Source organism: Mangrovicoccus sp. HB161399, assembly GCF_013184745.1.
Lineage (GTDB): Bacteria > Pseudomonadota > Alphaproteobacteria > Rhodobacterales > Rhodobacteraceae > Mangrovicoccus.
Genome location: NZ_JAATVU010000001.1, coordinates 222,726 through 248,680 on the forward strand (window position 1 = coordinate 222,726; position 25,955 = coordinate 248,680).

Consider the following 25,955-nt stretch of genomic DNA (forward strand, 5'->3'; position numbering starts at 1 on the left):
GCTCCCAAGACACGGAGAATACTGTTTGGCGGGCTTACTGTCTTTTTCCCCTTGCCGCAATCAGAAGGCTGCGCTGACGCACAGGAAACCGGCGAAAATCAGCCCGGCATCTCTGTTTGCGCGGAACAGGGCGAGACACAGGTCATTGTCGTCGATGTCGAGACGGCGCCATTGCCAGGCCAGGTGCAGCCCCATGGCGAGCGCGCCGGTCCGCGCCAGCCAGAGCGCCGCCGGACGCCCCGCGCCCCCCAGCGCCAGCTCCACGGCGGCCAGCAGCATGACCAGCGTCGCGGCGCCGAATGCCCCCAGCCAGGCATGGGTATGCGTGCCGAAGAGCCGGGCCGTCGACTTCACCCCGATCAGGGCATCGTCCTCCCGGTCCTGATGGGCATAGATCGTGTCGTAGAAGATCGTCCAGGCGATGCCGCCGAGATAGAGGCAGACCGCCGCCCAGGAAAGCGCGCCCTGATGCGCGGTCCAGGCCAGCAGCGCCCCCCAGTTGAAGGCGATGCCGAGGAAGACCTGCGGCCACCAGGTGAAGCGCTTGGCGAAGGGATAGACGCAGACCGGCGCCAGCGACAGGATGCCCAGCAGGATGGCGTTGAGGTTGAAGGTCAGCAGGATGCCGAAGGCGGCCAGCGCCTGGATGCACATCCAGACCGCCGCGCCCCTCACCGTCACCTGCCCCGAGGGGATCGGGCGCGACTTCGTGCGCGCCACGGAACCGTCGATATGGCGGTCGGTGATGTCGTTCCAGGTGCAGCCCGCGCCGCGCATCAGGAAGGCGCCGATGCCGCAGCCGGCAATGATCCAGACGCCCAGCCAGCCGAGGCTTCCCGCAGCCGCGGCCGAGAGCAGCACGCCCCAGAGGCAGGGGATGTAGAGCAGCCAGGTTCCCGCCGGGCGGTCGGCGCGCGACATGCGCAGCCAGGGGCGCGACCAGGCGGGCGCGAGCCGGTCGACCCAGTTGCCCTTCACGGCGTCGGCGACCACGCCGTCGGGCGACGCGGGCTCTGGTCTCGGCAAGGTCTCGGACATAGAAAGGCCCCATGGCTATGGCAAGGATCAGGCTCTTCCTAGAGCATCCGATGGGGGCGGGGCAAACCCTGCCTCTGGGGAAGGAGCAGGCACATTACCTTTTCGGGGTGATGCGGCTTGCCGTGGGCGACCGGCTGCCGGTCTTCAACGGCCGCGACGGCGAGTGGATGGCGGAGGTCGCCGAGGCGGGCAAGCGCGCCGGCAGCCTGGTCTGCCTGGAGCAGACGGCGCCGCTGCGGCTGCCGCCCGACCTGTGGCTGGCCTTCGCGCCGATCAAGAAGGAGCGCACCGATTTCATCGTCGAGAAGGCAGCGGAGCTGGGCGCGGCGCGGATCCTGCCGGTGCAGACCGAGTTCACCAATTCCGGCCGGGTGAACCGCGAGCGGCTGCAGGCCCATGCGGTCGAGGCCGCGGAGCAGTGCGGCGGCACCCATGTCCCGGACGTGGCCGACCTGGCGAAACTGTCCGATTTCCTGGCCGCCTGCCCGGCGGAACGGCAGATCATGTTCTGCGACGAGACGCTGGCCGGCGCGAGCCTCCCTGCGCGGCAGGTGCTGGCGGAGGCGGGCCGCGGCTCCTGGGCAGTGCTGATCGGCCCCGAGGGCGGGTTCTCGGAGGCGGAACGCGAGCGGCTGCACGCCCTGCCCCAGGCGCATCCAGTCTCGCTCGGTCCCCGCATCCTGCGCGCCGACACCGCGGCGGTGGCGGCGCTGACCCTGTGGCAGGACGTGCTGGGCGACTGGAATGGCTGAGAGCCGCTGGGCCGCCGAGGCCGACCGCGCGGCGCTGGAGGCGCTCCTGCGGGCGCATCTCGACCGGGCGCTGTTCCCGCTCTCCAACCTGGCGCAATACGGGCTCGCCGGCGGTCCGGCGCGCCATGCCTGCCGGTTCCGCCTGACCCCGGGCCGCGGCGCAGCCGCGGTCAGCTCCGAGGGCATGGTCTTGCCGGTGGGAGACCCCGATCTGGCCGATCTGCGGCAGGTCCTGGCGGGGCGGCAGGTCTGCGGCGTGATCGCCGAGACCGCGCTGGCCCGCGCCGCGCTGGCGGCGCTGGGGCTCGCCGGGCTGCCGCTGATGATGGAGGATGACGAGCCGCATTTCGTGCTCGACCTCGCCGAGCTTGTGCTGCCCGCCTGCGACGGGCTGAGCCTGCATCCGCTGGAAGACGCGCCGCGCGATCTTGCCGTCGCCTTCCGCGCGGCCTTCGCACGCGAGGTGTTCGGCGAGACGCCGGAGGGCGCGGCGAAGCGGGCCGAGACCGATGTCGCGGGCTTCCTCGAAGCCGGGTCGCACCGGATGCTCCGCCGAGGCGGCGACTGGGTGGCGATGACCGGGTTCAACGCCGCCCTGCCGGAGATCGTCCAGATCGGCGCGGTCTACACCCCGCCCGCGCTGCGCGGACAGGGGCTGGCCCGCGCGGCGGTCGCGCTGCACCTTGCCGAGGCGCGGGATGCGGGGGCCGCCCGGGCGGTGCTCTTCGCCGCGTCGGAGCAGGCGGTGCGCGCCTACCGCGCGCTCGGCTTCCGGCAGATCGGCCAGTTCGGGCTCTTCCTCTTCGACGGCACCCGCACGGTTCCCGCGCTGGACCCCGCCGCCGCTTGGCGCCAGACTGGGGCACGCAAAGAGGAGGAGACATGATGCGCTATTCCGTGGTCGTCACCGCGCCCGGCCTGTCGGCCGAGGATCTCGCGGTCCAGGCAGGCGCCGCCCTGTCCACGCTGCAGCCCGAGGAACAGGAGCTTGTGCAGTCCTCCGACGTGACGGGGATGACCAGCCGCGAAGCGGTTGCCGTCTTCGTGATCACTGTCGCCGCGAATGTCAGCTCGGCCTTCATCGTCGGGGCCGTCGCCAATGCCCTCGCCACGCCGGACCCGGTCGTCGAGGTCGAGGAACTTCCGGAGGAAGAGGCTGAATGACCCCCTGCCTGCACAGCGGCAGCCACGGCACCCGGCCCGTCGCCGCATGTCGCTGATCCGTCCCGAAATCCGCGCCGGGATGTGGCGCGGGCGCGAAATGCTGTCCGGCGCCGGAACCGCGCTGTTCGGGCTCTGGATGGTGCTGTCGACCTTCGGCGTGACTCGCTGGCTGGGCTGGGCGGTCCTGATGGCCGGGATCGGCCTGGCCTTCGCCGGCTGGCAGCGGATGCGCCTGCGCCCGAAGGAGGCCGGGCTGGGCCTGGTCGAGGCCGACGAGGGGCGGATCACCTATTGGGGCCCGCTCGACGGCGGCAGCGTCGAGCGCGACCTGCTGACCGGCGTGGCGATCGACCTGGGCTCCTATCCGGCGGTCTGGATCCTGTCGCAGCAGGGCGGCCCGGACCTGCACATTCCCGTGACCGCCGGCGGGCAGGACGCGCTGCTGGACACGCTCAACAGCCTGCCCGGCCTGACCGCCTCCCGGCTGATCGCGGCCCGCTCCCGCGAGGGCGGCGGGCGGCACCGGCTCTGGTCCGCCAACCGGATCGGTTGACAGCGCCGCCGCTTCGCAGCAGGTGTCAGGGAACGTTCGCACGAATTCCAGGAAAGTAGCCGATGTCCATTCCCCAAAGCGGTGGCGGTCCGATCGAGAGCATGGATCAGCTGGCCGCGTATCTCGAATCCGGCTGCAAGCCCAAGGAAGATTGGCGCATCGGCACGGAGCACGAGAAATTCGGCTATTGCCGCGACACGCTGAACCCGCTGCCCTATGACGGCCCGCGCTCGATCAAGGCGATTCTCGAAGGGCTGCGCGACCGCTACGGCTGGGACCCGGTCGAGGAAGGCGGCAACATCATCGGCCTGACCAAGGACGGCGCCAATGTCAGCCTCGAGCCCGGCGGGCAACTGGAGCTGTCGGGCGCGCCGCTGGTCTCGATCCACGAGACCTGCGACGAGGTCAACGAGCACCTGCGCGAAGTCCAGACCGTCGCCGACGAAATGGGCGCGGGCTTCATCGGCCTCGGCGCGGCGCCGATCTGGACGCAGGACCAGATGCCGATGATGCCGAAGGGCCGGTATCGCCTGATGACCGACTACATGCAGACGGTCGGCAATCTCGGGCTGCAGATGATGTACCGGACCTGCACCGTGCAGGTGAACCTGGACTTCGGTTCCGAGGCCGACATGGTGCAGAAGCTGCGCGTCGCGCTGGCGCTGCAGCCGGTCGCCACGGCGCTGTTCGCCAACTCGCCCTTCCTCGAGGGGAAGAAGAACGGCCACAAGTCCTGGCGCTCGCGGATCTGGCGCGACCTCGACCCCGACCGCACCGGAATGCTGCCCTTCGTCTTCGAGGACGGCTTCGGCTTCGAAGCCTGGGTGGACTACGCGCTCGACGTGCCGATGTACTTCGTCTACCGCGACGGGAAATACATCAACGCGCTGGGACAGTCGTTCCGCGACTTCCTCAAGGGCCAGCTGCCCGCCCTGCCCGGCGAGGTGCCGACGCTGTCGGACTGGGCGGACCACCTGACGACGATCTTCCCCGAGGCGCGGATGAAGAAGTTCATCGAGATGCGCGGCGCCGACGGCGGCCCGTGGCGGCGGCTCTGCGCCCTGCCCGCGCTGTGGGTCGGGCTGCTCTACGACCAGTCCGCGCTGGATGCTGCGTGGGACCTGGCGAAGGGCTTCACCGCGGAAGAGCGCGACGCCTGGCGCGTGGCCGCCTCGGTCGACGGGCTGCAGGCCGAGGTCGGCGGGCGCAAGATGCATGACATCGCCCGCGAGGTGGTGGCGATCGCCGAGTCGGGGCTGAAGGCGCGCGGCATCACCGGCGCGGGCGGCATGGTGCCGGACGAGACCCATTTCCTCAACGCGCTGAAGGAAAGCCTCGAAACCGGCGAGACCCCGGCAGACGAGCTGCTGCGCCGCTATGACACCGACTGGCAGGGCGATCTGACCCGGATCTACCGCGACTATTCCTACTGAGGCCTGATCCAGCGGACACGCGCCCTGCGCGTGACACGGTCATTGCCGCGCCCTGCGGGCGCGGCGCCTGCCCCTGGCGGGCGGGACGCGCTAGTCCTGGCCCGGCGACCAGCGGCCGAGCGCAGCCTCGTCCTCGTCCCTCGCCTCGACCCATGCAGCATCCTGCGGGCCGATTTCCTTCTTCCAGAAGGGCGCGCGGGACTTGAGGTAGTCCATCAGGAACTCCGCCGCCTCGAAGGCGGCCACGCGGTGGCGCGAGGCGGTGGCGACCATCATGATCGGCGCACCGATTTCCAGCCGCCCGTGACGGTGGATCACCAGCGCTGCCGCCAGATCCCAGCGGGTCCTGGCCTCGTCGACGATAGCCGCGATCGCGCGTTCGGTCATGCCCGGATAGTGCTCGATTTCCATCGCGACCATGCCGCCCGCGTCGCGGTCGCGCACCACCCCGGTGAAGCTGACCACCGCCCCGGCGTTTTCCAGCCCTGCGGAAAACGCGTTCAGCTCGGCTCCGGCATCGAAGCGCTGGCTCTGGACGCGGACGCTCATCCGCCCGTCATCGGCGGGAAGAAGGCGACCTCGCGCGCTCCCGCGAGGCTGGCGCCGAAATCGGTCAGCTCCTGGTCGATGGCAACCCGCAGCGCGGAGAGGTCCTCGAAGGCGGCGGCATAGCGCGGCTCGCGCGCGCGGAGCTCCTCGACCAGATCCAGCACCGTCGCGGCAGAGGTCTCCACCTGCTCGCGCGGCAAGCCGATGCGCTCGCGCACCCAGGCGAAATAGAGGCAGTCGATCATGGCAGCGGCTCCTCCCGCAGATAGGGCAGCGCCTTCCACAGGTAGTCCCAGCCGGTCACCAGCGTCAGCAGGCCCGCAATCCACAGAAGCCCGGTGCCGAGGAATTCGACCAGCCCGCCATGCAGCGCGCCCGCCGCCAGCAGGATCGCGATGGCGACCATCTGCACCGTCGTCTTCCACTTGGCGAGCTTGGTCACCGCCAGCTTGGACGCGTCCTTGCCGAGGAATTCGCGCAGGCCCGAAACGAAGACCTCGCGCAGGAAGATCGTCGTGGCGGGCACGATCAGCCAGGGGTCCATGCCGGAGGTGCCGAAGATCACCGCCAGCGCGATCACCACCATCGCCTTGTCGGCGATCGGATCGAGCATCGCGCCGAAGCGGCTCTGCAGCCCCCAGGCGCGCGCGATCCAGCCGTCGAGGAAATCCGTCAGCGAGGCGCCGACGAACAGCCCGAAGGCGATCCAGTCCGCCAGCGGACGCGGCAGGAAGGCGAAGGCCAGCGCCGCGCCGGGGGCCGCGATCAGCCGGAGCACGGTCAGGATATTGGGCAGGGTCCATCTCATGGCTCTCTCCTAGCGCGCGGCGCGGGACAGGGAAAGGGCACATCGGTTCACCATGCCTTAGACCTTTGCGCCTAGCACCGGACGGGAGAGGAGGATCGGCGCATGGCAGCAGCGGCAGAAACGGTGGACAGCGTGCTCCGCAGGGCCAGGGGCCTGGCCAGGGGCGGAGATGCGGGCAAGGCGGCAGCGCTCTATCTCGACCTGCTGGCGCGCTATCCCGGCAACCGCAAGGCAAGGGCGGGACTCGACGCCGTGACCCGGATCGCACCCGACTTGCGCGGCCAGGTCTCCGCCGGTATCGGCGCCGTGCGGCAGATGCTCCGCGCCGGGCGGCAGGCCGAGGCGCTCGGCGCCGCGCAGTCGATGCTGGCGCGGGCGCCGCAGCTGCCGGTGCTGCACACGCTGATGGCCGAGGCGCTGGTTGCGGCGGGGGAGCCCGACGCGGCCTGCGCGCATCTGATGACCGCGCACCGGCTGTCGCCGGAGAATCCCGACACGGCGATGAACCTGGCGCGCATGCTGATGGATCTGGGGCGCCCCGCCGAGGTTGCCGCGCTGGCCGCGTCGGTGCTGGAGCGTGATCCCGGCAACCTTCTGGCGCTGACGCTCAGGGGCAACGCGCTGACGCTGCTCGGCGAGGGCGCGGAGGCGCTCGGCTGCCTCGACCGCGTGCTGGCGGCGGAGCCGGAGAATGCCGCGGTGCTGGCCGACCGGTCGGGCCTGCTCTTCGCCGCGGGCGAGAAGGAGCGCGCCGCCGAGGACATCGCCTGTGCGCTGCAGTTCGACCCGGACCGGCCGCGCTTCCTCTATCTCGCCTGCATCGAGCAGCGTCTGCCCCCTGAAGATCCTGTCCTGGCGCGGATCGAGGCGGCGCTGGCCGCGCCCGGACTCAGCCTCCAGGACGAGGCGCTGCTCGCCTTCGCGCTCGGCAAGCAGCGGCATGACCAGGGCAGGCGCGCCGAAGCCTTCGCGCTCTGGTCCCGCGGCAATGCTGCGCGCAAGGCCGAAATGGGCTACGACCTGTCCCAGGACGCAGCGGAGTTCGCCGCGATGGCAGCGCTGGCCCGGGCGGGATTCCCCCGGATCGGCCCGCCGCCCCTGCCCGGCCGCCGCCCGGTCTTCGTCACCGGCCTGCCGCGCTCCGGCACGACGCTGGCCGAGCAGATCCTCGCCAGCCATCCGCAGGTCCATGGCGCGGGCGAGCGCGACGCGCTGGCCGCCGCGGTCCACATGGAAGGCCCGCCCGCCGGGCCGCCGGATGCCGCGCGGCTCCTGCGCATCCGCGCCGCCTATCTCGATGCGCTGGCCGCCTCGACGCCCGACACTGCCTTCGTCACCGACAAGATGCCCAGCAACTTCCTCTACATCCCCTGGATCCTTGCGGCCTTCCCCGAGGCGAAGGTGATCCACCTGCACCGCGACCCGGTGGCGACCTGCTGGTCGAATTTCCGCAATCTCTTTCCGCAGGGCGGAAAAGGCACGGGCTTCGGCCATGACCTGCGCGATCTGGCGGGCTATCACCGGCTCTATCGCGGGCTGATCTCGGAATGGGACCAGCTCTATCCCGGCCGCATCTTCCATCTCCGCTACGAAACCCTCTGCGCCGACCAGCGCGGCGAGACGGAGCGGCTGCTCGCGCATCTCGGCCTGCCCTGGAACGAGGGCTGCATGCGCTTCCACGAAACCGGCCGCACCGTCACGACCGCGTCGGCCGCGCAGGTGCGCCGGCCGCTCTACCAGGGCAGCTCGGAAAGCTGGCGCGCCTACGAACCCTGGCTGGGCCCGCTGCTCGACGGCCTGTCCCGGGAGTGACCTCGCAGGGGCGGAGGCGCCCTGCAGGCGGCCGCAGCCGATGATCGGCTCGGTCCGGCTGCCTGCGTCTGACATCCGCAGGCCTGCATGGGAGCCTGCAGCCCCTCTCCCGGAACGCGCTTGCAATCCCGGCCCTGTGGCGCGGCGCCGGGCATTCGAAGACCGCCGGACGCTGGCGCCTCCGCACTGCAGTCCGGCGCGCAATCGCTTCCGGACGAGCCGGAGCGCGGGAGACAAGCCTGGCGATGGCTGCCCAACGGCCCTGATCGCGGGACTTGGGGCCGTCCCGGTGGAAAGTGGAGGGAGCGTGCCACCTGCAAACCGGTCCCCGGCAATGCCGGAACAGCCTCGATCGCGGGATCCATGGCCTGGCCTTGGAGCCGAACTTTCCCAGAGTGACCTAGACCGTTAGCAGGCGGGACAAGCCAGAACCGGGGAACGGGCCGTCCCCAGCGATGCACCGTTCTGCCGCCTTCGGGACGGCACGCCGACACACCTGCGCAGCTGGACGGCCTCGCGAACGCTGGAGGCTGCCGCTTTGGCCGCCGGTCATCAACGGACACTGGGGCCCCGCAACGCTGTCGCCGCTGGCGAAGGCTGGACCCCATCTGTTTCCGCGCAGGCTGTGTCCGGAACCACCGGCCACTCGCCCGGTCCCTCGGCACCGCTGCGCAGCAAAACCCGAGGCTTGCTCGACCGACATGGCGAAACGGACGGGCTTGCCGAGGGGATTCCCCGCGATGGCGGCGGGGAAGCGGCTGCAGAAGGACCAGTCAGCATGCTTGGCATCCGTCCGGCGCAAATGACGGAGCGACGCAAGGACGTTGGGGCGGCGAGGCCGATGCCTTTGCGCGAAATCCGCACATTCCGCGCAAAGGCAAGGCGCCTCCGGGCGCCGCGCCCCGCGCGGCTACCATGGCGGACGCCCGGCCGGGCCATCGACGAGGCCGCGCGATCCATCGCGGCCAAGACCGGGCCGGGCTGGCAGTTCAGCTGCCGGGGTGGAAGAAGTCGTAGATCTTCTGAGCCATGCTGTCGGAGATGCCCTCCACCGCACGCAGGTCGGCCAGGTTGGCGCGGCTGACGGCCTTGGCGGAGCCGAAATGCGCCAGCAGGGCGCGCTTGCGCGACGCGCCGACGCCGGGCACGTCGTCGAGCGGGGTCGCCCCCACCGCCTTGGCGCGCTTCGCCCGGTGGGTGCCGATGGCGAAGCGGTGCGCCTCGTCGCGCAGGCGCTGGATGAAATAGAGCACCGGATCGTTGTGGCGCAGGGCCATCGGCCGCTGGCCGACACGGTGGAATTCCTCCTTGCCTGCGTCGCGGTCGATGCCCTTGGCCACGCCGACCATCGGCACGTCCTCGACGCCGAATTCCTGCATGATCTCGTGCACCGCGCTGACCTGCCCGGCGCCGCCGTCGATCAGCAGCAGGTCCGGCCAGAGCCCCAGCTCCCGGTCCGGGTCCTCCTTCAGCAGGCGCTTGAAGCGCCGCGTCAGCACTTCCTTCATCATGCCGAAATCGTCGCCCGGGACCAGATCGTCGCCGCGGATGTTGAACTTGCGGTACTGGTTTTTCAGGAAACCCTCGGAGCCCGCGACGATCATGCCGCCGACCGCGTTGGTGCCCTGGATATGCGAGTTGTCGTAGACCTCGATCCGCGCGGGCGGGCCGTCGAGACCGAAGGCCTCGGCCACGCCGCGCAGCAGCTTGCCCTGGGTCGCGGTCTCGGACATGCGCCGCGCCAGGCTTTCGCGGGCGTTCCGCGCGGCGCCCGCCACCAGTTCTGCCTTCTCGCCCCGCTGCGGCACCGCGATCTCGACCTTGCGGCCGGCCTTCTGCGCCAGAGCCTCCAGCATCAGGTCCTCGTCCTCGATCCCGTGGGACAGGAGCAGCAGCCGCGGCGGCTCGCGGTCGGAGTAGAACTGGCCGAGGAAGGCCTCCATGATCTCGGTGTCCGAAACCCCCTCGCCCACGCGCGGATAGTAGTCGCGGTTGCCCCAGTTCTGGTTGGCCCGGATGAAGAAGACCTGCACGCAGGCCTGGCCGCTTTCGGAATGCAGCGCGACGATGTCCGCCTCGGCCACGCCGCGCGGGTTGATGCCCTGGGCGGTCTGCACCTGGGTCATGGCCCGTATCCGGTCGCGCAGCGCGGCGGCACGCTCGAATTCCATCGCCTCGGAGGCCTTCTGCATCTCCTCGGCCAGCTGCGCCTGCACCTTGGTGGACTTGCCCGAGAGGAACTCCTCGGCATCCTTCACCAGCGCACGGTACTCGGGCGCGGAGATGTAGCCGACGCAGGGCGCCGAGCAGCGCTTGATCTGGTAGAGCAGGCAGGGGCGCGTGCGGCCCTCGAACTGGCTGTCGGTGCAGTTGCGCAGCAGGAACACCTTCTGCAGCTGGTTCAGCGTGCGGTTCACCGCACCCGCCGAGGCGAAGGGGCCGTAATAGCGGCCGGGCGCCGATTTCTTGCCGCGGTGCTTGGCGATCTGCGGGAAGTCGTGCCCGGTGACGTGGATGTTCGGAAAGCTCTTGTCGTCGCGCAGGAGCACGTTGTAGCGCGGCTTGAGCTGCTTGATCAGGTTCTGTTCGAGCAGCAGCGCCTCGGTCTCGGTGCGCGTCGTGAGGAACATCATCGACGCGGTTTCCGAGATCATCCGCGCGATCCGCGGGCTGTGCCCGTGCGGCCGGGCATAGCTGGAAACCCGCGCCTTCAGGTTCCGCGCCTTGCCGACATAGAGCACGCGCTGCTGGGCATCGAGCATGCGGTAGACCCCCGGCGCGCTTTCCAGGTTGCGCAGGTAGTCGGCGATCCGGGCGTGGCCGGTCAGCGGGGTCTCGGAGGGGGCGTCGGGATCGGCAGTCATGTCACAGCTTCATGATTCCCGTGACCCCTGCCGCGTTTCAGACCCGACCTCAAGGGATAACATACCCACGGAACCTGTGGATAACCCTGTCGACAACTTCTGGGCAGGTCGGATTTTTCCTTGTTTCACGGGTTCTTCCTTGTATTGCTCAATTCTTAAGCTGATTTTTAACGCATTGAAAATCAAGGAAAGATTTTCCGGACCCTTCTAAGATTTTGAGAATTCTAACAATTCTTTGAAGCATTTGTGACCGGGCCTGCCGCCCGTGCACAACTGGTCCGTGCAAGGTCACTCGACGCCGAGCACGTCCGGGGTCTGCCAGGCCAGGTGCTGGCCGCCATCGGTGCAGATCAGCTGGCCGGTCACGCCCGGCGCCGTGACGAGGTAGAGCAGCGCCCGGTCGATATCCTCGGGATTGGAGCCGCGGCCCAGCACCGTGGCGGCCCGCTGGCCGGCGAAATGCGCGTCGCTCTGGCGCCCGCCCTGCAACGTCGGGCCGGGCCCGATCGCGTTGACGCGGACCCGCGGGGCCAGCCCCTGCGCGGCCGTCCTGGTGAGCGCCCAGAGCCCCATCTTGGCCAGGGTGTAGGTCATGAATTCCGGGGTGAGCTTGCGCACCCTCTGGTCGATCATGTTGACCACGCAGCCCTGCGCCACCGGCTCGCCGCGCGCATCCTCGACAGGGTCGGACACCTGCGCGGCGAAGGCCTGGATCAGCACGAAGGGCGCGCGCAGGTTGCTTTCCATGTGCCGGTCCCAGCTGGACCGGGTGGCGCTGCGGATGTTGTCGTATTCGAATATCGAGGCATTGTTCACCAGCACCGCCAGCGGCCGGCCGAAGGCCTCCGCCACGGCGGGCACCAGCGCCTGGGTCTCGTCCTCGCGGGTCAGGTCGGCGCGGAAGGCCTGCGCCTCGCGGCCCATCGCCCGCACCTCCTCGCAGAGGCTCTCGGCCTCGGCGGCGGAACTGGCATAATGGGCGGCGATGTCATGGCCTTCGCGCGCAAGGCAGAGCGCCATGCTCCGTCCAAGCCGCTTTCCCGCTCCGGTCACAAGCGCAACGCCCATCTCCTACCTCCTCAGCCCAGCACGGCAGCCAGATAGCCGACATAGAGCAGGACAAGCACGCCGCCTGCCACCCGTCCGATATTGCGCTTCAGGATCACGAAGGGAACCATGATCAGCGAGGCGCCCAGCATGACCCACAGATCCATGTGCAGGAACTGCGGGTCGACCGGCACCGGGCGCACCAGGCTGGTGACCCCCATGATGCCGAGCAGGTTGAAGGTGTTCGAGCCGATGACGTTGCCGAGCGCGACCTCGGCATGGCGGCGCAGCGCGGCCATGACGGTGGTGGCCAGCTCGGGCAGCGACGTGCCCACCGCGACCAGCGTCAGGCCGATGGCGGTTTCCGAGATGCCGAAGTCGCGGGCGATGTTCACCGCGCCCTCGATCAGCAGGTTCGCGCCCAGCGGCAGGCCGACGAGGCCCAGCACCAGCCAGACGGCGATCTTCCAGCCCGGCATCGAGGGATCGGCCCCCTCGACCTCTTCCAGCTCCTCTTCCTCGGTCAGCGCCCTGCGGTGGGCGCGGGCGTCGCGCGCCTGGTCCCACAGCACGGCCGCCAGCATGGCAAGCAGGACGGCCCCGTGCAGCCAGGTGATCGGGCCAAAGTAGCACAGGGCGATGAACAGCACGCTGCCCGCCAACATGCCGTAATAGGATTTCCGGGTGTCGCATTCCGCCGTCATCATCGGCGCGATCAGCGCCGGGATGCCGAGCACGAGCAGGACGTTGGCGGTGTTCGATCCGACGACGTTGCCGAGCGCGATGCCGGGCACCCCATCGAGCACGGCCTTGATGCTGATCAGAAGCTCCGGGGCGGAAGTGCCGAAGGCCACGATCGTCAGGCCGACGATCAGCGCCGGGATGCCGAGCCGCAGCGCCAGGTTCACGGCCCCCTTCACCAGCGCATCGCCGGCTAGGACCAGGATCAGCAGTCCCAGCCCGGTATACACCCAATCAATCATGACTTGTCACGTTCCTCGCAATTGCACGGTCCGCTGCCGACGATGAAGCCGCCGCAGCGCGGGCACCGCCGGGGTGCCTTCAGTTTCGAGTTGCCTTTCGGCGGCCGCGGCAGCTTGGGCAGGCGCAGGCGTCCGAACATGGCCAGGATGGCAATGCCGATGAGGAAGAAGGTGACGATCTTGATCACGGGCTCAGAGCCCGTAGCGCGCGAAAAGCGCCCGTTCTTCCAGCGCCAGCCCCAGGTCGCCCGCGATCCGGGCGCCCATGAAGGGGATCAGCCCGCGCCGCTTGGCGAAGACCTGGAATTTCGCCTTCTCGCCGTAGAGTTCCTGCATCTTCGGCTTGAGGTGGGCGATGCCGTCGGCGAGCCCCTGCTCCACCGCCTTCCGGCCGACCCAGACCTCGCCGGTGAACAGGTCGGCGTCCTCGGGCAGCTTCGCCCCGCGCCGGTTCTTCACATGGGCGATGAAGGCGTCGTGGACCTGCGAGAGGATGGCGCCGAGCCGCTCCACGTCGTCTTCCTTCTCCGGGCGGAACGGGTCCAGCATGCTCTTCGAGCGCCCCGCGGTGTGGACGCGCCGCTCGATCCCGTGGCGCGCGATCAGCTCGTGCGCGCCGAAGGAGGCCGAGATCACGCCGATCGACCCCACCACCGAGCAGTCGTCGACCCAGATGTGGTCCGCTGCCGAGGCCAGCCAGTAGCCGCCCGAGGCCGCCACGTCCTCGACGAAGGCATGGACGGGAACCTTCTTCTCCTCGGCGAGGCGGCGGATGCGCGCGCCGATCAGCGAGGACTGCACCGGGCTGCCGCCCGGCGAGTTCAGCACCAGCGCGACGGCGGCGGGCTTGCCCTTCGAGAAGGCCTTCTCGATCAGCGGCGCGACGGAGCGGTCGTTCAGCGCGCTGCCGCGCGACTGGGCGGAGATCACCCCCTGGAGGTGGATCACATTTACGCGCGGGGCGCGGCGCAGGAAGGCGAGAGACGGTTTCATGGCCTGCACATAGAGGCTGGACCCCGCCCCAGCAAGAAGCGGCGCGGCGGAAAGCCGCGCCTGCGGCGAGGCGACCGGCACGGCAATGCGAAAGGCCCGGAGCGCGGCCTGCGCCCCGGGCCCTGCCCGTCCACCCGATGCGGCCGCTCAGTACTCGCCGTAGCCGTATTCGTAGCCGTAGCCGCTGGAGGTGTAGCGGCACTTGTTCAGCACAACGCCCATCACCTCGGTCATCTCGCTGACCTCGCTTTCCGCAACGTCGAGCTCTTCGATCGTGGTCTGCTCGGCCGCCGCAATCAGCAGCGCCGCATCGACATATTCGAGGAACCCGATCGTGTCGTCGCTAGCCAGCAGCGGCGCGGTGTCGAAGATCGTCAGGTCGGGCTTGTAGTAGTCTTCCAGCTCCTGCAGCACCTCGCGGGTCCGGGCGCTCTGCAGCAGTTCGGAGGAGTTCGCCTCCGCCGCGAGATTGGTGCCGAAGGCGAGGTTGCCGTTGTGGCAGACCAGATGGTCCTCGGGGCGCTCCTGCCCGGCCAGCACCTTGGCGAAGTAGTGCGGCTCCTTCAGGCCCAGCACCTTGGCCAGGCTCGGGCGGCGCAGGTCGAGCTCGATCACCATGATCCGCAGGTCGGACTGCCGCGCCAGCGAGAAGGACAGGTTGGCGGTGATGGTGGTCTTGCCGCATTTCGGCGTGGCCGAGGTCACCACCAGCCGCTTCCAGCCCTTGGCCTTGCACTGCTGCACGACCTTGGTGCGCATCACGTCGAAGGGCGTCGCCTGCTGCTTGGCGAAGTAGGAGACCACCCGCGTCTGCTGCAGGACCCGCGGATTGGGGCTGAACGGCTTGAGCGCGGCCCACCGCACCGCGATCTCGCCGTCGCCGCTGCTGCCGCCGCTGCGCGGCGGCTTCTGCCGGGAAATGCCGCTCTGGGCGTCCCCGCGCTTTTCCCGGGCGCGGTTCAGGGCGTTCTGAAGTCTTTCCATCGGTCTGTCCTCTTCGACTCCGGCCGCGGCGGATCAGTTGCTCAGCGTAACGCTCATGCCGACCTTGTTGGCGATCCTCTCGGCGAACACGTCGAGCGGCATGACAAAGACATGGACGGCCCAGACCGCGAGCGGGATCGCCACGAAGAGCAGCACGATGGTGGTCAGCATCACCATGCGGCGCCAGCGCGTTTCCTGCTCGGTGCGGATCAGCGGTATCACCGCGAAGGTCGCGATGCCCAGCTTGTCGCTGATCTCCACCGGACGGCGGATGGACCGGTTCAGGAGCTCCAGCAGGGCGATGAAGCCGATGCCCGCCGAGACCCCCAGCCCCAGCCCCGCCGCGGCAATCAGCGGGCGGTTCGGCTTCGAGGGCTTCTCGGGCTTGGTGGCCTGCTCGACCACCGAGATGCGCTGCGACTTGCCGCCCAGCTCGATCCGCTCGCCGGTCTCGGCCTGCGCCAGCCGCGCGACCGCGTCGCGGTACTGCGACTGGGTGTTGTCGTAGTCGCGCTGGAGGCCGTCCAGCGTGACCGTGGCGGCCGGCAGCTTGGCAAGGTTGTCCTGCAGCTTGGCAAGCTCGGCCTTGGCATCGTCGATGTTCCTCTGGGTCGCCGAAAGCCGCTCGTCGATCTGGGCGAGCTGCGCGTCGAGCACGGCCTGGCCCGGCTCTCCCGGGTCGTCCCCGCCGTTGCCGATCCTGGCCTCCAGCTGGGCGACCCGCGACTCGAGCATCTTGAGCCGGGGGTTGTCCGGGGCGAAGACCGCCAGCGCGCTGTCGAGCTGGCGCCGCGCCTCTTCGAGCGCGGCCTCGTCGGGCGTGAGCACGGCAGTCGACGAGGCGCCGTTCGCCTCGAAGAGCTCCTGCGCGTTCTTGCGCTGCTCGCGCAGGCCCTCGGCCTGGGATTCCAGCGTGCGCACCGTGTCGAGCAGCGAACCCAGCCGCTCGGTGAGGTAGTCGCGGTTCTCGGGCAGCGCGTCGGCGTTCTTGCTCTTGAACTCGAGGATCCGCGCGCTCTGCTGGTCGAGCTCGACGCTCAGCCGGGAGACCTCCTCCTTGAAGAAGTCCATCGTGTCCCCGGCCGCGACCGTCCGCAGGCGCACGTTCACGTCGAGGATCTGGGTGACCAGCTCGTTGGCGACGCGCGCGACCACCTCGGGATTGGAGCCGCGGAAGGACACGTCCACGAAGGTCGCCTGGTTGCGCCCGCCATAGATCGTGAACTCGGTCCGGTCCCGCATCTCCTTGACGATCTCGTTGGCGTTCATCGACGCCTGCTCGGGGAAGACCTCGAAATTCGTCGCGATGTCGATCAGGTTGGAGCGCGCCATCACGCGCTGCTCGATCACCTGCAGCTGCTCGTTGGCGACCACGTCGACGGTGGACGAGGCCAGCCGGTCCGAAATCTGCGGCGACTCGACGAGCAGGCGCGCCGAAGAGGTATATTCCGGCGGCATCATGATCGCGACGGCAAAGCCCACGACCGTGAAGCAGGAGGCAATCACGAAGAAATAGTGGAACCGCCGCCAGAACACGGAAATGTAGTAGGAGAAATCGATTCTCATCGCGAAGGTTTCCTTTAGGACGCGTAGCCGCCGAGATAGACGCCGTCGCTCAGGACGGAGCGGACCGTTTCCTCGGTGGCAGCAGGCTGTTCGGCTGCAAAGGCATATACAAGAGCCAGATCGCATATCTGGTTTACGAGCCGCGGCACGCCGCCGGTGACCTCGTGGATCAGCGGGATGGCGGCCGGATCGATCTCGGCGCCGGTGCCGCCGGCGAATCTCAGCCGGTGGGCCACGTACTCGCCCACGGTTTCCTGGGCCATCGACCCGAGATGGAAGCTGGCGCCCACGCGCTGCAGGAACTGGCGCAGCTCGGGCCGGCGGATCATGTCGCGGAATTCCGGCTGCCCGACCAGGATGAGCTGCAGCAGCTCGTCCTTGTTGCTGTTGATGTTGGTCAGCATCCTGAGCTCCTCGATGGTCTCGGGGGTCAGGTTCTGCGCCTCGTCGATGATCAGGACCATGCGGCGCCCGTTGGCATAGACGTCGAGCATGTGGTCCTGCAGCAGCTGGAACAGCTGCACGTAGCTGCAGTTCGGATCGAAGGCGACCGAGAAGGCATGCAGCACCCATTGCAGCAGCTCGCCCCGTCCGCCCTGGGCGTTCGAGATCAGCCCGATATCCACGTCTTCCGTGATCGAGCGCAGCAGGTACTGCAGCAGCGTGGTCTTCCCTGCTCCGACTTCGCCGGTGATCACGGTGATCGGCGTGCGGGTCATCATGCCGTATTCCAGCATGGTGAAGGCAAGCCGGTGCTCGCGCGACCAGTAGAGAAATTCGGGGTCGGGCAGCAGCGTGAAGGGCCGTTCGGCAAATCCGAAATGGGAATTGTAAATTTCTGTTGGTGCCGTCTTGTTCATGGTATCCCAGCTTACACGCCCACGCTGCCGATGTCCCCGGCATTCCCGGAATCTTCGTCAAGATTCCGTCATGGCGGCGGCCACCCGGCCGAGGGCAGCGGTGGCACAATTGCCGGGCCAGGTCTCTTTGATTTTCCCTTGTCGCAGCAAAAGGTCGCAAGCCAGCGACTCGCCCCCCGCCTGCGGGGCCCCGCGGAGCCCCAAACGGCTGCAACGTTACGGAAACTTGCTTGCTTTCGCATGAATTTCCGGGCGGAACGAAGAACTGCCGAAGACGCTCACGCAAGCGTGCAAACTTCAAATTCGGTTTTGTTCAATGCCGACAAAGATTTAGAGGTTTAACTTTCTTTTCAATAAAATTAGCAGCTTGATTGATCGAAAGTGAAAGTCTGCTAGAACTAGCGAAGTGAGCAGGGCATTGGTCTGACGCAATCAATCTCTGAGTTTCAATACGTTTTTGTACGCTCCCGGAGGTGACCTGGCGTGACTATACATATTCAGACCGCCGCGCGCGAAGCGCGCGAGGTCGTAGATTTCGAACCGCATGTATCCGCATACCGCACCACGTTTAAGCGAGTATGCGACATAGCGTTCGTAGTATGTATCCTTCCTGTAATCCTTCCCGTCATTCTTGTCTTTGCCATCCTTGTCGGTCTTGACGGCCACAATCCGTTCTTCACGCAGTCCCGCGTGGGCAAGGACGGCCGCGTTTTCCGGATGTTCAAGCTCCGCTCCATGGTCGTGGACGCCGAGAGCCGCCTGCTCGAGCACCTGTCCGCGAACCCCGAAGCCCGCCGCGAATGGGACGAGATGCAGAAGCTCACCCGCGATCCGCGCATCACCCTGGTCGGCCGGATCATCCGCAAGACCTCGATCGACGAGCTTCCGCAGTTCCTCAACGTGCTCCTGGGCGACATGAGCGTCGTCGGCCCGCGCCCGATGCTGCCCTCGCAGCGCGAAATGTATCCCGGCAAGGCGTATTACCTGCTCATGCCCGGCGTCACCGGCTTCTGGCAGATCGGCGACCGCCACGCGACCAGCTTCGCGGAGCGCGCCCGCTACGACGCCGATTACTACCGCAAGATTTCCTTCGCCACCGATCTGATGGTCATCCTGAAGACCTTCCGTGCGATCTGCCGGGGCACCGGAGCCTGAACCCACGTAACATCGTGTTGATCATGTCTTGGCTGCGCGTCGTGCGCGGCCATTTTTTGCTGTATAGTCCGGTTTCGCGTTGAACGGCCGTCAGGGCTGCTCTAGCACCACCGCATTGGAATGAATTCGAGGCCCGTATGTCACTGACCAGCAAGATCGGGACGGCATTGCTGTCTTCTGCCCTGATCCTTTCTCTCGCAGCCTGCGAAGATGCCGAGCAGAAGGCCCAGCGGAAGTACGAGAACGCCGAGGCCCTGATCGAAGCCGGAGATCTGCAGCGCGCCGAGGTGGAGCTGCGCGGCATTTTCGACCTCATGCCCGAGCATCTCGAGGCGCGCATGGCCTATGCCGACCTGCGCAGGGAGATGGGCGACATCCAGGAGGCCTACGGGCAGTACCTGCTGGCCGCGCAGCAGCACCCGAAGGTCTTCGAGGCGCGCATCAAGGCGGCCGAGATGTCGGCCCTGCTGGGCGATTTCGACCGGCTGGACAGCAACCTCGACCCCGCCGCCACGCTCGAGCCCGAGAACCCCAGGGTGAATGCGCTGCTGCTGGTGCGCGACCTGCGCGACGCCCGCCGCGACAACGACACCTCGACGATCGAGGGAATCCGCGACCGGGCCAAGGCGCTGCTGGAGACGGACGGGTCCCTGGTCAACGCCCGCAACACCCTGATCGACGCCTCGCTCGCGCTCAACGATCCCTACGGCGCGCTCGAGCAGCTCGATGCCGCCATCGCACTCTATCCCAAGGAGATGCGCTACTACACGTTCAAGCTGCAGCTTCTGGGCCAGCTGAACGATTCAGAGGGCATCGGCGCCGTGCTCAAGCAGGGCAGCGAGATGTTCCCCGACGACAAGACCTTCAAGCTGGGGCTTGTCCGCTGGTACCTGGGCAATGACGACAAGGCCTCTGCCGACGCCTTCATGAAGGCCGACGTGGAGCGCAAGGGCGACGACATCGTGCCGCGCATCGAATACGTCCAGTACCTGCTCCAGGTCGAGGGCACCGAGGCCGCGCTCGCCCAGATCGACGCCTATGTCGCCGAGGGGCTCGACGACATGATGTTCCGCACCCTGCGGGCCAGCACCATGTTCGACAACGGCCGGCGTGACGAAGCCATCGAGGAGATGCGCAGCCTGCTCGCCACGGCCGACACGGAGAACGCCGACGACGAGACCCGCAGCTCGCAAATCGCGCTAGCGCGGATGCTGCAGGCGACCGGCAAGAGCGACGAGGCGGCGGAAATCGTCACGGCCGTGCTGGAGGCCGATCCCCGCCAGGTCGAGGCGCTGAAGCTGCAGGCCGAGCGGCTGATCGACCAGGACCGGGTCGGCGACGCCATCCTGTCGCTGCGCACCGCAATGGACCAGGCGCCCCGCGACGCCGCGCTGAACACGCTGATGGCGCGCGCCCACGAGCGCGAGGGCAACCGCGACCTGATGCGCGAGAACCTGCAGATCGCTGTCGAGAAGTCCGGCTATGCCAGTTCCGAGAGCCGCCGCTTCGCCCAGCTGCTGATCTCCGAGGAGAAATTCCAGACCGCCCGCGACGTGCTGACCAATGCCGTGCGGCGCGCCCCTGCCGATCTGGGCCTGCTGCAGATGCTCGCCCAAGTCTACATGGGCATGGCCGACTGGTCGCGCGCGGAGCAGATCATCAAGTCGCTCGGCGCGTCGGACGACCCGCAGGCGCAGGCCCTGTCCAACCAGATGGAGGCGCAGCTGCTGAGCCGCATGCAGCGCACCGACGAAAGCATGGAACTGCTGCGCGGGATGATGGAGAACGACTCCACCGCGCTGATGGCGCAGGCGGCGATCATCCGCGCCCACCTGTCCAAGGGCGACGTCGCCGCGGCGCGCAGCTTCATGGACGAAGTTCTGTCCAAGACGCCGGATTCGCCCGGCCTCCGCTTCCTCAATGCCGCGCTGCTCGGGGTCGAGGGCAATTTCGGCGAGGCGGCCGCCGTCTACCGCGGCCTGATCGACGAGAACCCGCGGCAGGAGCTGGTCTGGCGCGCCTATGTCTCGACCCTGGCCAATTCCGGCGATGCCGCCGCGGCCGAGGCGGCACTGGACGAGGGCATGGCCGCCCTGCCGGACTCGATGAACCTTATGTGGCAGAAGGCGGGCTTCGAGGAGAAATCCGGCAATGTCGAGGGCGCCATCGACATCTACCAGAAGCTGTATGACCGCAACAGCAACTCGACCATCGTCGCCAACAACCTGGCCAGCCTGATCACCTCCTACCGCGACAGCCAGGAGGATCTCAGCCGCGCCTATGTCATCGCGCGGCGCCTGAAGGGCACCCAGGTGCCGGCCTTCCAGGACACCTATGGCTGGATCGCCTTCCGGATGGGAAATGTCGAGGAGGCCCTGCCCTACCTGCAGAACGCCGCCGCCACGCTGTCCGGCGACCCGATGGTGCAGCAGCACTATGCCCGGGTCCTGGCCGCCGCGGGGCGCCCGGGGGATGCCGTGGCGGTCTTCGACCGCGCGCTGCAGCTGGCAGGCGACGCCAAGGTCGAGCCCGACGTCGTCGCCGAGATCCAGGCCGCGCGGGACGAGGCCGCCGCCAAGGCCGCCGAAACGCCGAACTGATCCGCTGCCCCGGACCGGCCGCCGGTCCGGGGCGCGCACATCCGCGTTCCGCGGCATGCCGATCCGGCGCCGCAAACTGTGGCAGCGCGAATACGCCGCCTCCGTTTCCTGCGTCTGCAGGGATCGACACGGTTGGGTTCGGCGGCAGCCCGGTCTAAGCTCCGCCGAGAAGCCCCAAGGGCACCCACTGACGAGGCACGGCATGTTCAGACCGATTATCGCAGCACTCTTCCTCATCTTTGCCGGGGCGATGGCCTATGCCCAGCAATACACGCTGGCACCGGGAGACACGCTGTCCGTGGAGGTTCTCGAGGACCCGGCGCTGAACCGCAGCGTCCTGGTGCTTCCCGACGGCCGCATCAGCTTTCCCTTCGCAGGCAGCATCCAGGCAGAAGGCCGCACCCTGTCCCAGGTCCAGGCCAACCTGACCACCGCGCTGGCGCCGAACTTCGCGTCCTCCCCCACCGTCTTCGTCAATCTCGCGCAGCTGGCACCGGCCGAGAAGCGCGCCTATGGCAACGAGAAGGTGATCGCCGTCTACTTCCTCGGCGAGGTCAACTCGCCCGGCCGCCTCGAGGTCCCCGCCGGCACGACGCTGCTGCAGGCGCTGTCCATGGGCGGCGGCCTGACCAACTTCGCCGCGACCAAGCGCATCCAGCTGCGCCGCACCGACAGCAACGGCCGCGAAATCATCTACCGCTTCGACTACCGGGCGATTTCCCGCGGCGCGCAGATCACCGGCACCACCACCATGGCCGACGGCGACGTGATTCTCGTGCCGCAGCGCCGCCTGTTCGAGTGACGGAGCGGTCCGCGTGAGTTGCCGCAGCCTCCTGGCCAGCGCCGTCACCGGCGGCGCTGTTGTTTTCGCCGTCCCGGCAGCGTCGCAGCAGGCCGACGGGCAGGGCACCATCCTTACGGCCCGGATCAGCAGCTCTGCCGAGGCGGACGACAACTATTCGCTCTCCGATACCTCGCCGGGCAATGCCTTCCTCTGGAACAACACGCTGTCCCTGGGCATCTCCAGCGCCACGCCGATTGCCAGCCTGAGCGGCCAGGTTTCCGGCGTGCTGCGCTTCGCGGACCTGCCCGTGACCGGAACCGAGACCGATCTGGACGACGGGACGGTCAATCTGGCCTACCAGCGGGCCATCGACGACAGCAGCTTCGCCTTCAACCTCTTCGCCAACGACGCGGATGTCCAATTCCTCGACCCGCTGAACTTCATCAACGACGACGGCAGTTTCGACGACACCTCGGGGACCGGACGGCGGACGCTCGTGCGCGGGGATTTCGCGCTGGAGCTCAATGGCGACGGCCCGATCCGCTTCGCCCTCACGGGACGGGCCTCGGACACCAGCTACTACGACACCAACGGCGGCACCGGCCTGTCGGACCGCGAGACCGAGGAACTCACCGCGACGGTCGGGTTCGACACGACCGAAACTGCCGAGATCTACGTCGAGGCGAATGGCTACAACGACGAGCGCGGCAACGGAAACGACACCCAGTCCGCCTCGCTGCGGGTCGGCACCAAGGCAGATGTCAGCCCGGTCACCACGATCGATGCCAACATCGGCTACCAGCAGGTCGATACCGACTATGACGACGGCAGCAGCAAGACCCGGGACGGGCTTGTCGGCGCGCTGAAGCTGACCCGCGACCTGGCCAACGGCAGCGCCTTCGCAAGCGCGTCCAGCACCAACTACGCCGGCGGCGACAAGACCGATCTGATGGTGGGACGCGAGCTGGAAACCCCGACCGGCAGCTTCAGCGGCCAGGTCGGCGCGAGCATCACCAGCCTGTCGGATGCCAGCCCGATCTTCCAGCTGGCCTATGCCACCGCCGGGCCGACTTCGCAGTTCAACATCAGCCTGGACCAGGACGTGTCGCTCAACGACAATTTCAACGACCAGCTGAACCTCAACCTGAACGCAAGCTACAGGCAGCTGATCAACCCGACTTCCTCCTTCACGCTCTCGGCACTGGCCGGGCGCAGGCAGGACCTGGAGTCGGAGTATGACGACAACAGCCTCAGCCGGCTCACCCTGCTGGCCAGTTACGACCAGGACATCACCCGCGACTGGTCGGTCTCGACGGGCCTGCGCCACCGTACACGGGTCGAAGACAATGGCGGCGATGCCTCGTCGAATTCGGTCTTTTTCACCCTGACGCGGAGCTTCTCGGCGCGCCGGTAACTAAATCTGGAGCCTTCACCCAATTATCAGGTGTATGCCCGGGAATCGGCCTTTATAGGTGGTTCCCGGGTTTTCTTTTGCGAGGCTTTGGAATGTCAGTGGATTCGACCGATCTTGGGGTGGGCCCGGCCAACACGCCGGTTTCCGTGAACTGGCGCGGCTTTGCCTGGCTAGTGCTCGCCGTGGTCGCCTCGCTGCCCGTGTTCTGGTACGGATTCACCTCGCTGGCCCGCGCCTGGGTGACGCCGGAATACAGCCACGGTCCGCTGATCCCGCTGATCTCGCTCTACCTCTTCCTGCGCGAGCTGCGCCACAGCCCGCCGACGCCGGACCATGTCCGCCTGCGCTGGCCGGGGGTCGCCGTCGCGCTCTTCGCGATCCTGGTCGCGATGATCGGCAACATCGTCGATATCGCCGACATCGTCTGCTACGCGCTGATCATCTGGATCATGGGGCTGGTGCTGATCTGCTTCGGCTGGGACCGCGGCCGCCGCCACTGGGCGCCGGTGCTGCACCTGGTCTTCATGCTGCCGCTGCCGCAGCTGTTCTACTGGAAGCTGTCGATCTTCCTGCAGGGCGTGTCGTCGGAGCTGGGCGTCGCGGTGGTGCAGCTGGCCGGGATCCCGGTCTATCTGGACGGCAACATCATCGACCTGGGCGTCTACAAGCTGCAGGTCGCCGAGGCCTGCTCTGGGCTGCGCTACCTGTTCCCGATCCTCAGCTTTTCCTACCTGTTCTCGATCCTCTACCGCGGGCCGTTCTGGCACAAGGCAGTGATGCTGCTCTCCGCCGCTCCGATCACCGTGGCGATGAACAGCTTCCGGATCGGCATGATCGGCATCCTGGTGAACTATTACGGGATCGAGCAGGCCGAGGGCTTCCTGCATTTCTTCGAGGGCTGGGTGATCTTCCTGGCCTGCGTCGGCATCCTGTTCCTGATGGCCATGGGCCTGCAGCGCCTGACGCCGAACCCCCTGCCCCTGAGCCAGGCGATCGACCTGGAGACCCACGGGCTGGGCCGCGAGGCGCGCCGCATCTTCGCCGTAGCGCCCAGCGGCGCGCTGATCGCCGCGACGCTGCTGACCGTCGCCATGTCCATCGGCTGGACCCAGGTGCGCGAACCCGAGATCGTCGCGCCCGAACGGCAGTCCTTCCTGCTCTTCCCGCGCAGCTTCGGCGACTGGTACGGCGATTTCACCCGTCTCGACCCGGCGGTGGAGAAGGTGCTGGGGGCCGATGACTACGTCACGGCGATGTACCACAACACCAAGACCGGCGAGACCTTCGACTTCTTCTCGGCCTATTACAAGGACCAGACCGACGGCGGCGGGCTGCATTCGCCCGAGGTCTGCCTGCCCAACGGCGGCTGGGAGGTCTACAGTCTCGCCCCCTACCAGGTCGACATGACCGATGCCGGCTACGGCGTCTTCGACGTGAACCGCGCGGTGATCCAGAAGGGCATGCACAGCCAGCTGGTCTATTACTGGTTCGAGCAGCGCGGCAAGCGGATGACCAACGACTTCCTCACCAAGCTGTCGGTGCTGAAGGATGCCTGGCTGATCCACCGCAAGGACGGCTCCATCGTCCGCTTCGTGACCGAGATCCGCGATGGCGACGAGGCCGATGCCGACCGCCGCCTGCAGGAAATCATGCAGCAGGTCCTCGTCCCGCTGCCGCGCTACCTGCCGCAGTGACGAAAGCCGCGAAGCACAACCGCGGCGGGAGAGGAAGGGGCTTGCGCCCCCGACCCGTCCGCCTATCCTCCCGCCACAAACGCGGCTGACATGCCAGAGGATGCCTTGCCCACCAGCGCGCCCACACAGCCCCGCGAACCCCAGGCCGCCGTGGTCCTGCTGATCATCGTCAACTGCGCCGTCGAGGCGGTGCTCCAGCTCGCGGACTACCGGCTGATCGGTTCGCCCTACTGGCGCAGCTGGACCTACGACAATTTCGCCTTCTACGCGCCGCTGCTGCGCGACTGGCAGCCGAACTACCCGCTGCAGCCGGTGGCCATGTTCGTCACCTATGCCTTCCTGCATGCCGGCTGGCTGCACCTGCTGGTCAACATGCTGGCGCTGTCGAGCTTCGGCACCGAGATCGCCCGCCAGGCCGGGACGCAGAAATTCCTCGCCGCCTACCTCCTGACTGCGATCGGCGGTGCCGCCTGCTACGGCGCGCTGTCGGACTCCCCCACCCCGATGGTCGGCGCCTCCGGCGCGCTGTTCGGGCTGCTCGGGGTGTGGATCTGCTGGGGCTACCTGGAACGGCGGCATTACGGCGAGGGCATGCGCGAGATCTGGCGCGCGCTGTTCATCCTCGTGGCCTACAACGTGGTGTTCTACGTTCTGCTGCACGGCCAGCTCGCCTGGGAAACCCATCTGGGCGGCTTCCTGACCGGCTGGGCGCTCGCGATGTTCTGGGGGCGCCCGATCTACCGCCGCAAGAGCCGCGCCTGATCCAGGAAAAGAAGCGGCCCGGTCTGGGCTGACCGCGGCCGCTTGTCAGAGGAAGGGGTAACTGGAACACTCGTACACATGCGCCGCACGTGACCTCGACGCAGGTTCAGCTTGCGCCCCTGCGCCTTGATCTGCACATG

At 67.8% G+C, this 25,955-nt stretch carries 24 protein-coding genes; 12 read left to right on the plus strand and 12 right to left on the minus strand.

Features of this window, described 5'->3' with window-relative positions; translation table 11 throughout:
• Positions 1-60: 60 nt before the first annotated feature.
• Positions 61-1,038, minus strand: coding sequence for a 4-hydroxybenzoate octaprenyltransferase (gene ubiA / locus HCC78_RS01055; protein ID WP_172326870.1), 978 nt, complete (start codon positions 1,036-1,038; stop codon positions 61-63).
• Between the two features lie 11 nt (positions 1,039-1,049).
• Between ubiA and HCC78_RS01060 the strand changes: the two genes are divergently transcribed.
• The 5 genes from HCC78_RS01060 (at position 1,050) to HCC78_RS01080 (ending at position 4,940) form a co-directional block, all read left to right on the plus strand.
• Positions 1,050-1,790, plus strand: a complete 741-nt coding sequence (locus HCC78_RS01060; RefSeq protein ID WP_172326871.1) for a 16S rRNA (uracil(1498)-N(3))-methyltransferase — start codon at positions 1,050-1,052, stop codon at positions 1,788-1,790.
• Positions 1,783-2,676, plus strand: a complete 894-nt coding sequence (locus HCC78_RS01065; protein ID WP_172326872.1) for a GNAT family N-acetyltransferase — start codon at positions 1,783-1,785, stop codon at positions 2,674-2,676. Before HCC78_RS01060 ends, HCC78_RS01065 begins: the two co-directional genes overlap by 8 nt.
• Positions 2,673-2,954, plus strand: coding sequence for a hypothetical protein (locus tag HCC78_RS01070; protein ID WP_172326873.1), 282 nt, complete (start codon positions 2,673-2,675; stop codon positions 2,952-2,954). Before HCC78_RS01065 ends, HCC78_RS01070 begins: the two co-directional genes overlap by 4 nt.
• A gap of 46 nt (positions 2,955-3,000) precedes the next feature.
• Entirely contained in the window at positions 3,001-3,507 is a 507-nt protein-coding gene (locus HCC78_RS01075) for a hypothetical protein (protein ID WP_172326874.1), read from the plus strand.
• A gap of 62 nt (positions 3,508-3,569) precedes the next feature.
• Positions 3,570-4,940 carry a glutamate--cysteine ligase gene (locus HCC78_RS01080; protein ID WP_172326875.1) on the plus strand — a complete coding sequence of 457 codons (1,371 nt, stop codon included), beginning with the start codon at positions 3,570-3,572 and terminating at the stop codon, positions 4,938-4,940.
• A gap of 90 nt (positions 4,941-5,030) precedes the next feature.
• On the opposite strand, the gene HCC78_RS01085 is transcribed toward HCC78_RS01080, so the two are convergent.
• From HCC78_RS01085 to pgsA, 3 genes are read right to left on the minus strand one after another with little or no spacing between them, the layout of a single operon-like run.
• Positions 5,031-5,489: a molybdenum cofactor biosynthesis protein MoaE gene (locus HCC78_RS01085; protein ID WP_172326876.1), complete on the minus strand. Its 459-nt coding sequence runs from the start codon at positions 5,487-5,489 to the stop codon at positions 5,031-5,033.
• A complete protein-coding gene (moaD, locus tag HCC78_RS01090; protein ID WP_172326877.1) occupies positions 5,486-5,734 on the minus strand; it encodes a molybdopterin converting factor subunit 1 in 249 nt (82 codons plus the stop codon). Before moaD ends, HCC78_RS01085 begins: the two co-directional genes overlap by 4 nt.
• Positions 5,731-6,297 (minus strand): CDP-diacylglycerol--glycerol-3-phosphate 3-phosphatidyltransferase, encoded by a 567-nt coding sequence (gene pgsA, locus HCC78_RS01095; protein ID WP_172326878.1) that lies wholly within the window; start codon positions 6,295-6,297, stop codon positions 5,731-5,733. The genes moaD and pgsA overlap by 4 nt, the downstream gene beginning before the upstream one ends.
• 102 nt (positions 6,298-6,399) lie before the next feature.
• Here pgsA and HCC78_RS01100 point away from each other — a divergent pair, with 102 nt between their 5' ends.
• Positions 6,400-8,109, plus strand: a complete 1,710-nt coding sequence (locus tag HCC78_RS01100; protein ID WP_172326879.1) for a sulfotransferase — start codon at positions 6,400-6,402, stop codon at positions 8,107-8,109.
• A gap of 989 nt (positions 8,110-9,098) precedes the next feature.
• Here HCC78_RS01100 and uvrC read toward each other — a convergent pair.
• The 8 genes from uvrC to HCC78_RS01140 all read right to left on the minus strand — a co-directional run bounded on the left by uvrC (position 9,099) and on the right by HCC78_RS01140 (position 17,406).
• Complete coding sequence (uvrC, locus tag HCC78_RS01105) at positions 9,099-10,973, minus strand: excinuclease ABC subunit UvrC (protein WP_172326880.1); 1,875 nt, start codon at positions 10,971-10,973, stop codon at positions 9,099-9,101.
• A gap of 288 nt (positions 10,974-11,261) precedes the next feature.
• Positions 11,262-12,041: an SDR family oxidoreductase gene (locus HCC78_RS01110; protein WP_172326881.1), complete on the minus strand. Its 780-nt coding sequence runs from the start codon at positions 12,039-12,041 to the stop codon at positions 11,262-11,264.
• A gap of 11 nt (positions 12,042-12,052) precedes the next feature.
• Complete coding sequence (locus HCC78_RS01115; protein ID WP_172326882.1) at positions 12,053-13,003, minus strand: calcium/sodium antiporter; 951 nt, start codon at positions 13,001-13,003, stop codon at positions 12,053-12,055.
• A complete protein-coding gene (locus HCC78_RS01120) occupies positions 13,000-13,191 on the minus strand; it encodes a hypothetical protein (RefSeq protein ID WP_172326685.1) in 192 nt (63 codons plus the stop codon). Before HCC78_RS01120 ends, HCC78_RS01115 begins: the two co-directional genes overlap by 4 nt.
• Before the next feature lie 4 nt (positions 13,192-13,195).
• A complete protein-coding gene (locus tag HCC78_RS01125; protein WP_172326883.1) occupies positions 13,196-13,996 on the minus strand; it encodes a S49 family peptidase in 801 nt (266 codons plus the stop codon).
• Between the two features lie 147 nt (positions 13,997-14,143).
• Positions 14,144-14,980 carry a CpsD/CapB family tyrosine-protein kinase gene (locus HCC78_RS01130; protein WP_172326884.1) on the minus strand — a complete coding sequence of 279 codons (837 nt, stop codon included), beginning with the start codon at positions 14,978-14,980 and terminating at the stop codon, positions 14,144-14,146.
• 33 nt (positions 14,981-15,013) lie between these two features.
• Positions 15,014-16,546: a Wzz/FepE/Etk N-terminal domain-containing protein gene (locus tag HCC78_RS01135; RefSeq protein ID WP_172326885.1), complete on the minus strand. Its 1,533-nt coding sequence runs from the start codon at positions 16,544-16,546 to the stop codon at positions 15,014-15,016.
• Between the two features lie 14 nt (positions 16,547-16,560).
• Positions 16,561-17,406 carry an ExeA family protein gene (locus HCC78_RS01140; protein WP_172326886.1) on the minus strand — a complete coding sequence of 282 codons (846 nt, stop codon included), beginning with the start codon at positions 17,404-17,406 and terminating at the stop codon, positions 16,561-16,563.
• A gap of 483 nt (positions 17,407-17,889) precedes the next feature.
• Here HCC78_RS01140 and HCC78_RS01145 point away from each other — a divergent pair, with 483 nt between their 5' ends.
• From HCC78_RS01145 to HCC78_RS01170, 6 genes are all read left to right on the plus strand, one after another.
• Positions 17,890-18,561, plus strand: coding sequence for a sugar transferase (locus tag HCC78_RS01145; RefSeq protein ID WP_172326887.1), 672 nt, complete (start codon positions 17,890-17,892; stop codon positions 18,559-18,561).
• Positions 18,562-18,698: 137 nt separating this feature from the next.
• Positions 18,699-21,161, plus strand: a complete 2,463-nt coding sequence (locus HCC78_RS01150) for a tetratricopeptide repeat protein (protein ID WP_172326888.1) — start codon at positions 18,699-18,701, stop codon at positions 21,159-21,161.
• Between the two features lie 202 nt (positions 21,162-21,363).
• Positions 21,364-21,963 carry a polysaccharide biosynthesis/export family protein gene (locus HCC78_RS01155; protein ID WP_172326889.1) on the plus strand — a complete coding sequence of 200 codons (600 nt, stop codon included), beginning with the start codon at positions 21,364-21,366 and terminating at the stop codon, positions 21,961-21,963.
• A gap of 13 nt (positions 21,964-21,976) precedes the next feature.
• The gene (locus tag HCC78_RS01160) at positions 21,977-23,359 is read left to right on the plus strand and encodes a hypothetical protein (RefSeq protein WP_172326890.1); all 1,383 of its coding nucleotides are present in this window, start codon (positions 21,977-21,979) and stop codon (positions 23,357-23,359) included.
• 92 nt (positions 23,360-23,451) lie between these two features.
• Positions 23,452-25,053: a VPLPA-CTERM-specific exosortase XrtD gene (gene xrtD, locus HCC78_RS01165; RefSeq protein WP_172326891.1), complete on the plus strand. Its 1,602-nt coding sequence runs from the start codon at positions 23,452-23,454 to the stop codon at positions 25,051-25,053.
• Between the two features lie 105 nt (positions 25,054-25,158).
• Positions 25,159-25,815 (plus strand): rhomboid family intramembrane serine protease, encoded by a 657-nt coding sequence (locus HCC78_RS01170; protein WP_172326892.1) that lies wholly within the window; start codon positions 25,159-25,161, stop codon positions 25,813-25,815.
• Positions 25,816-25,955: the final 140 nt, after the last annotated feature.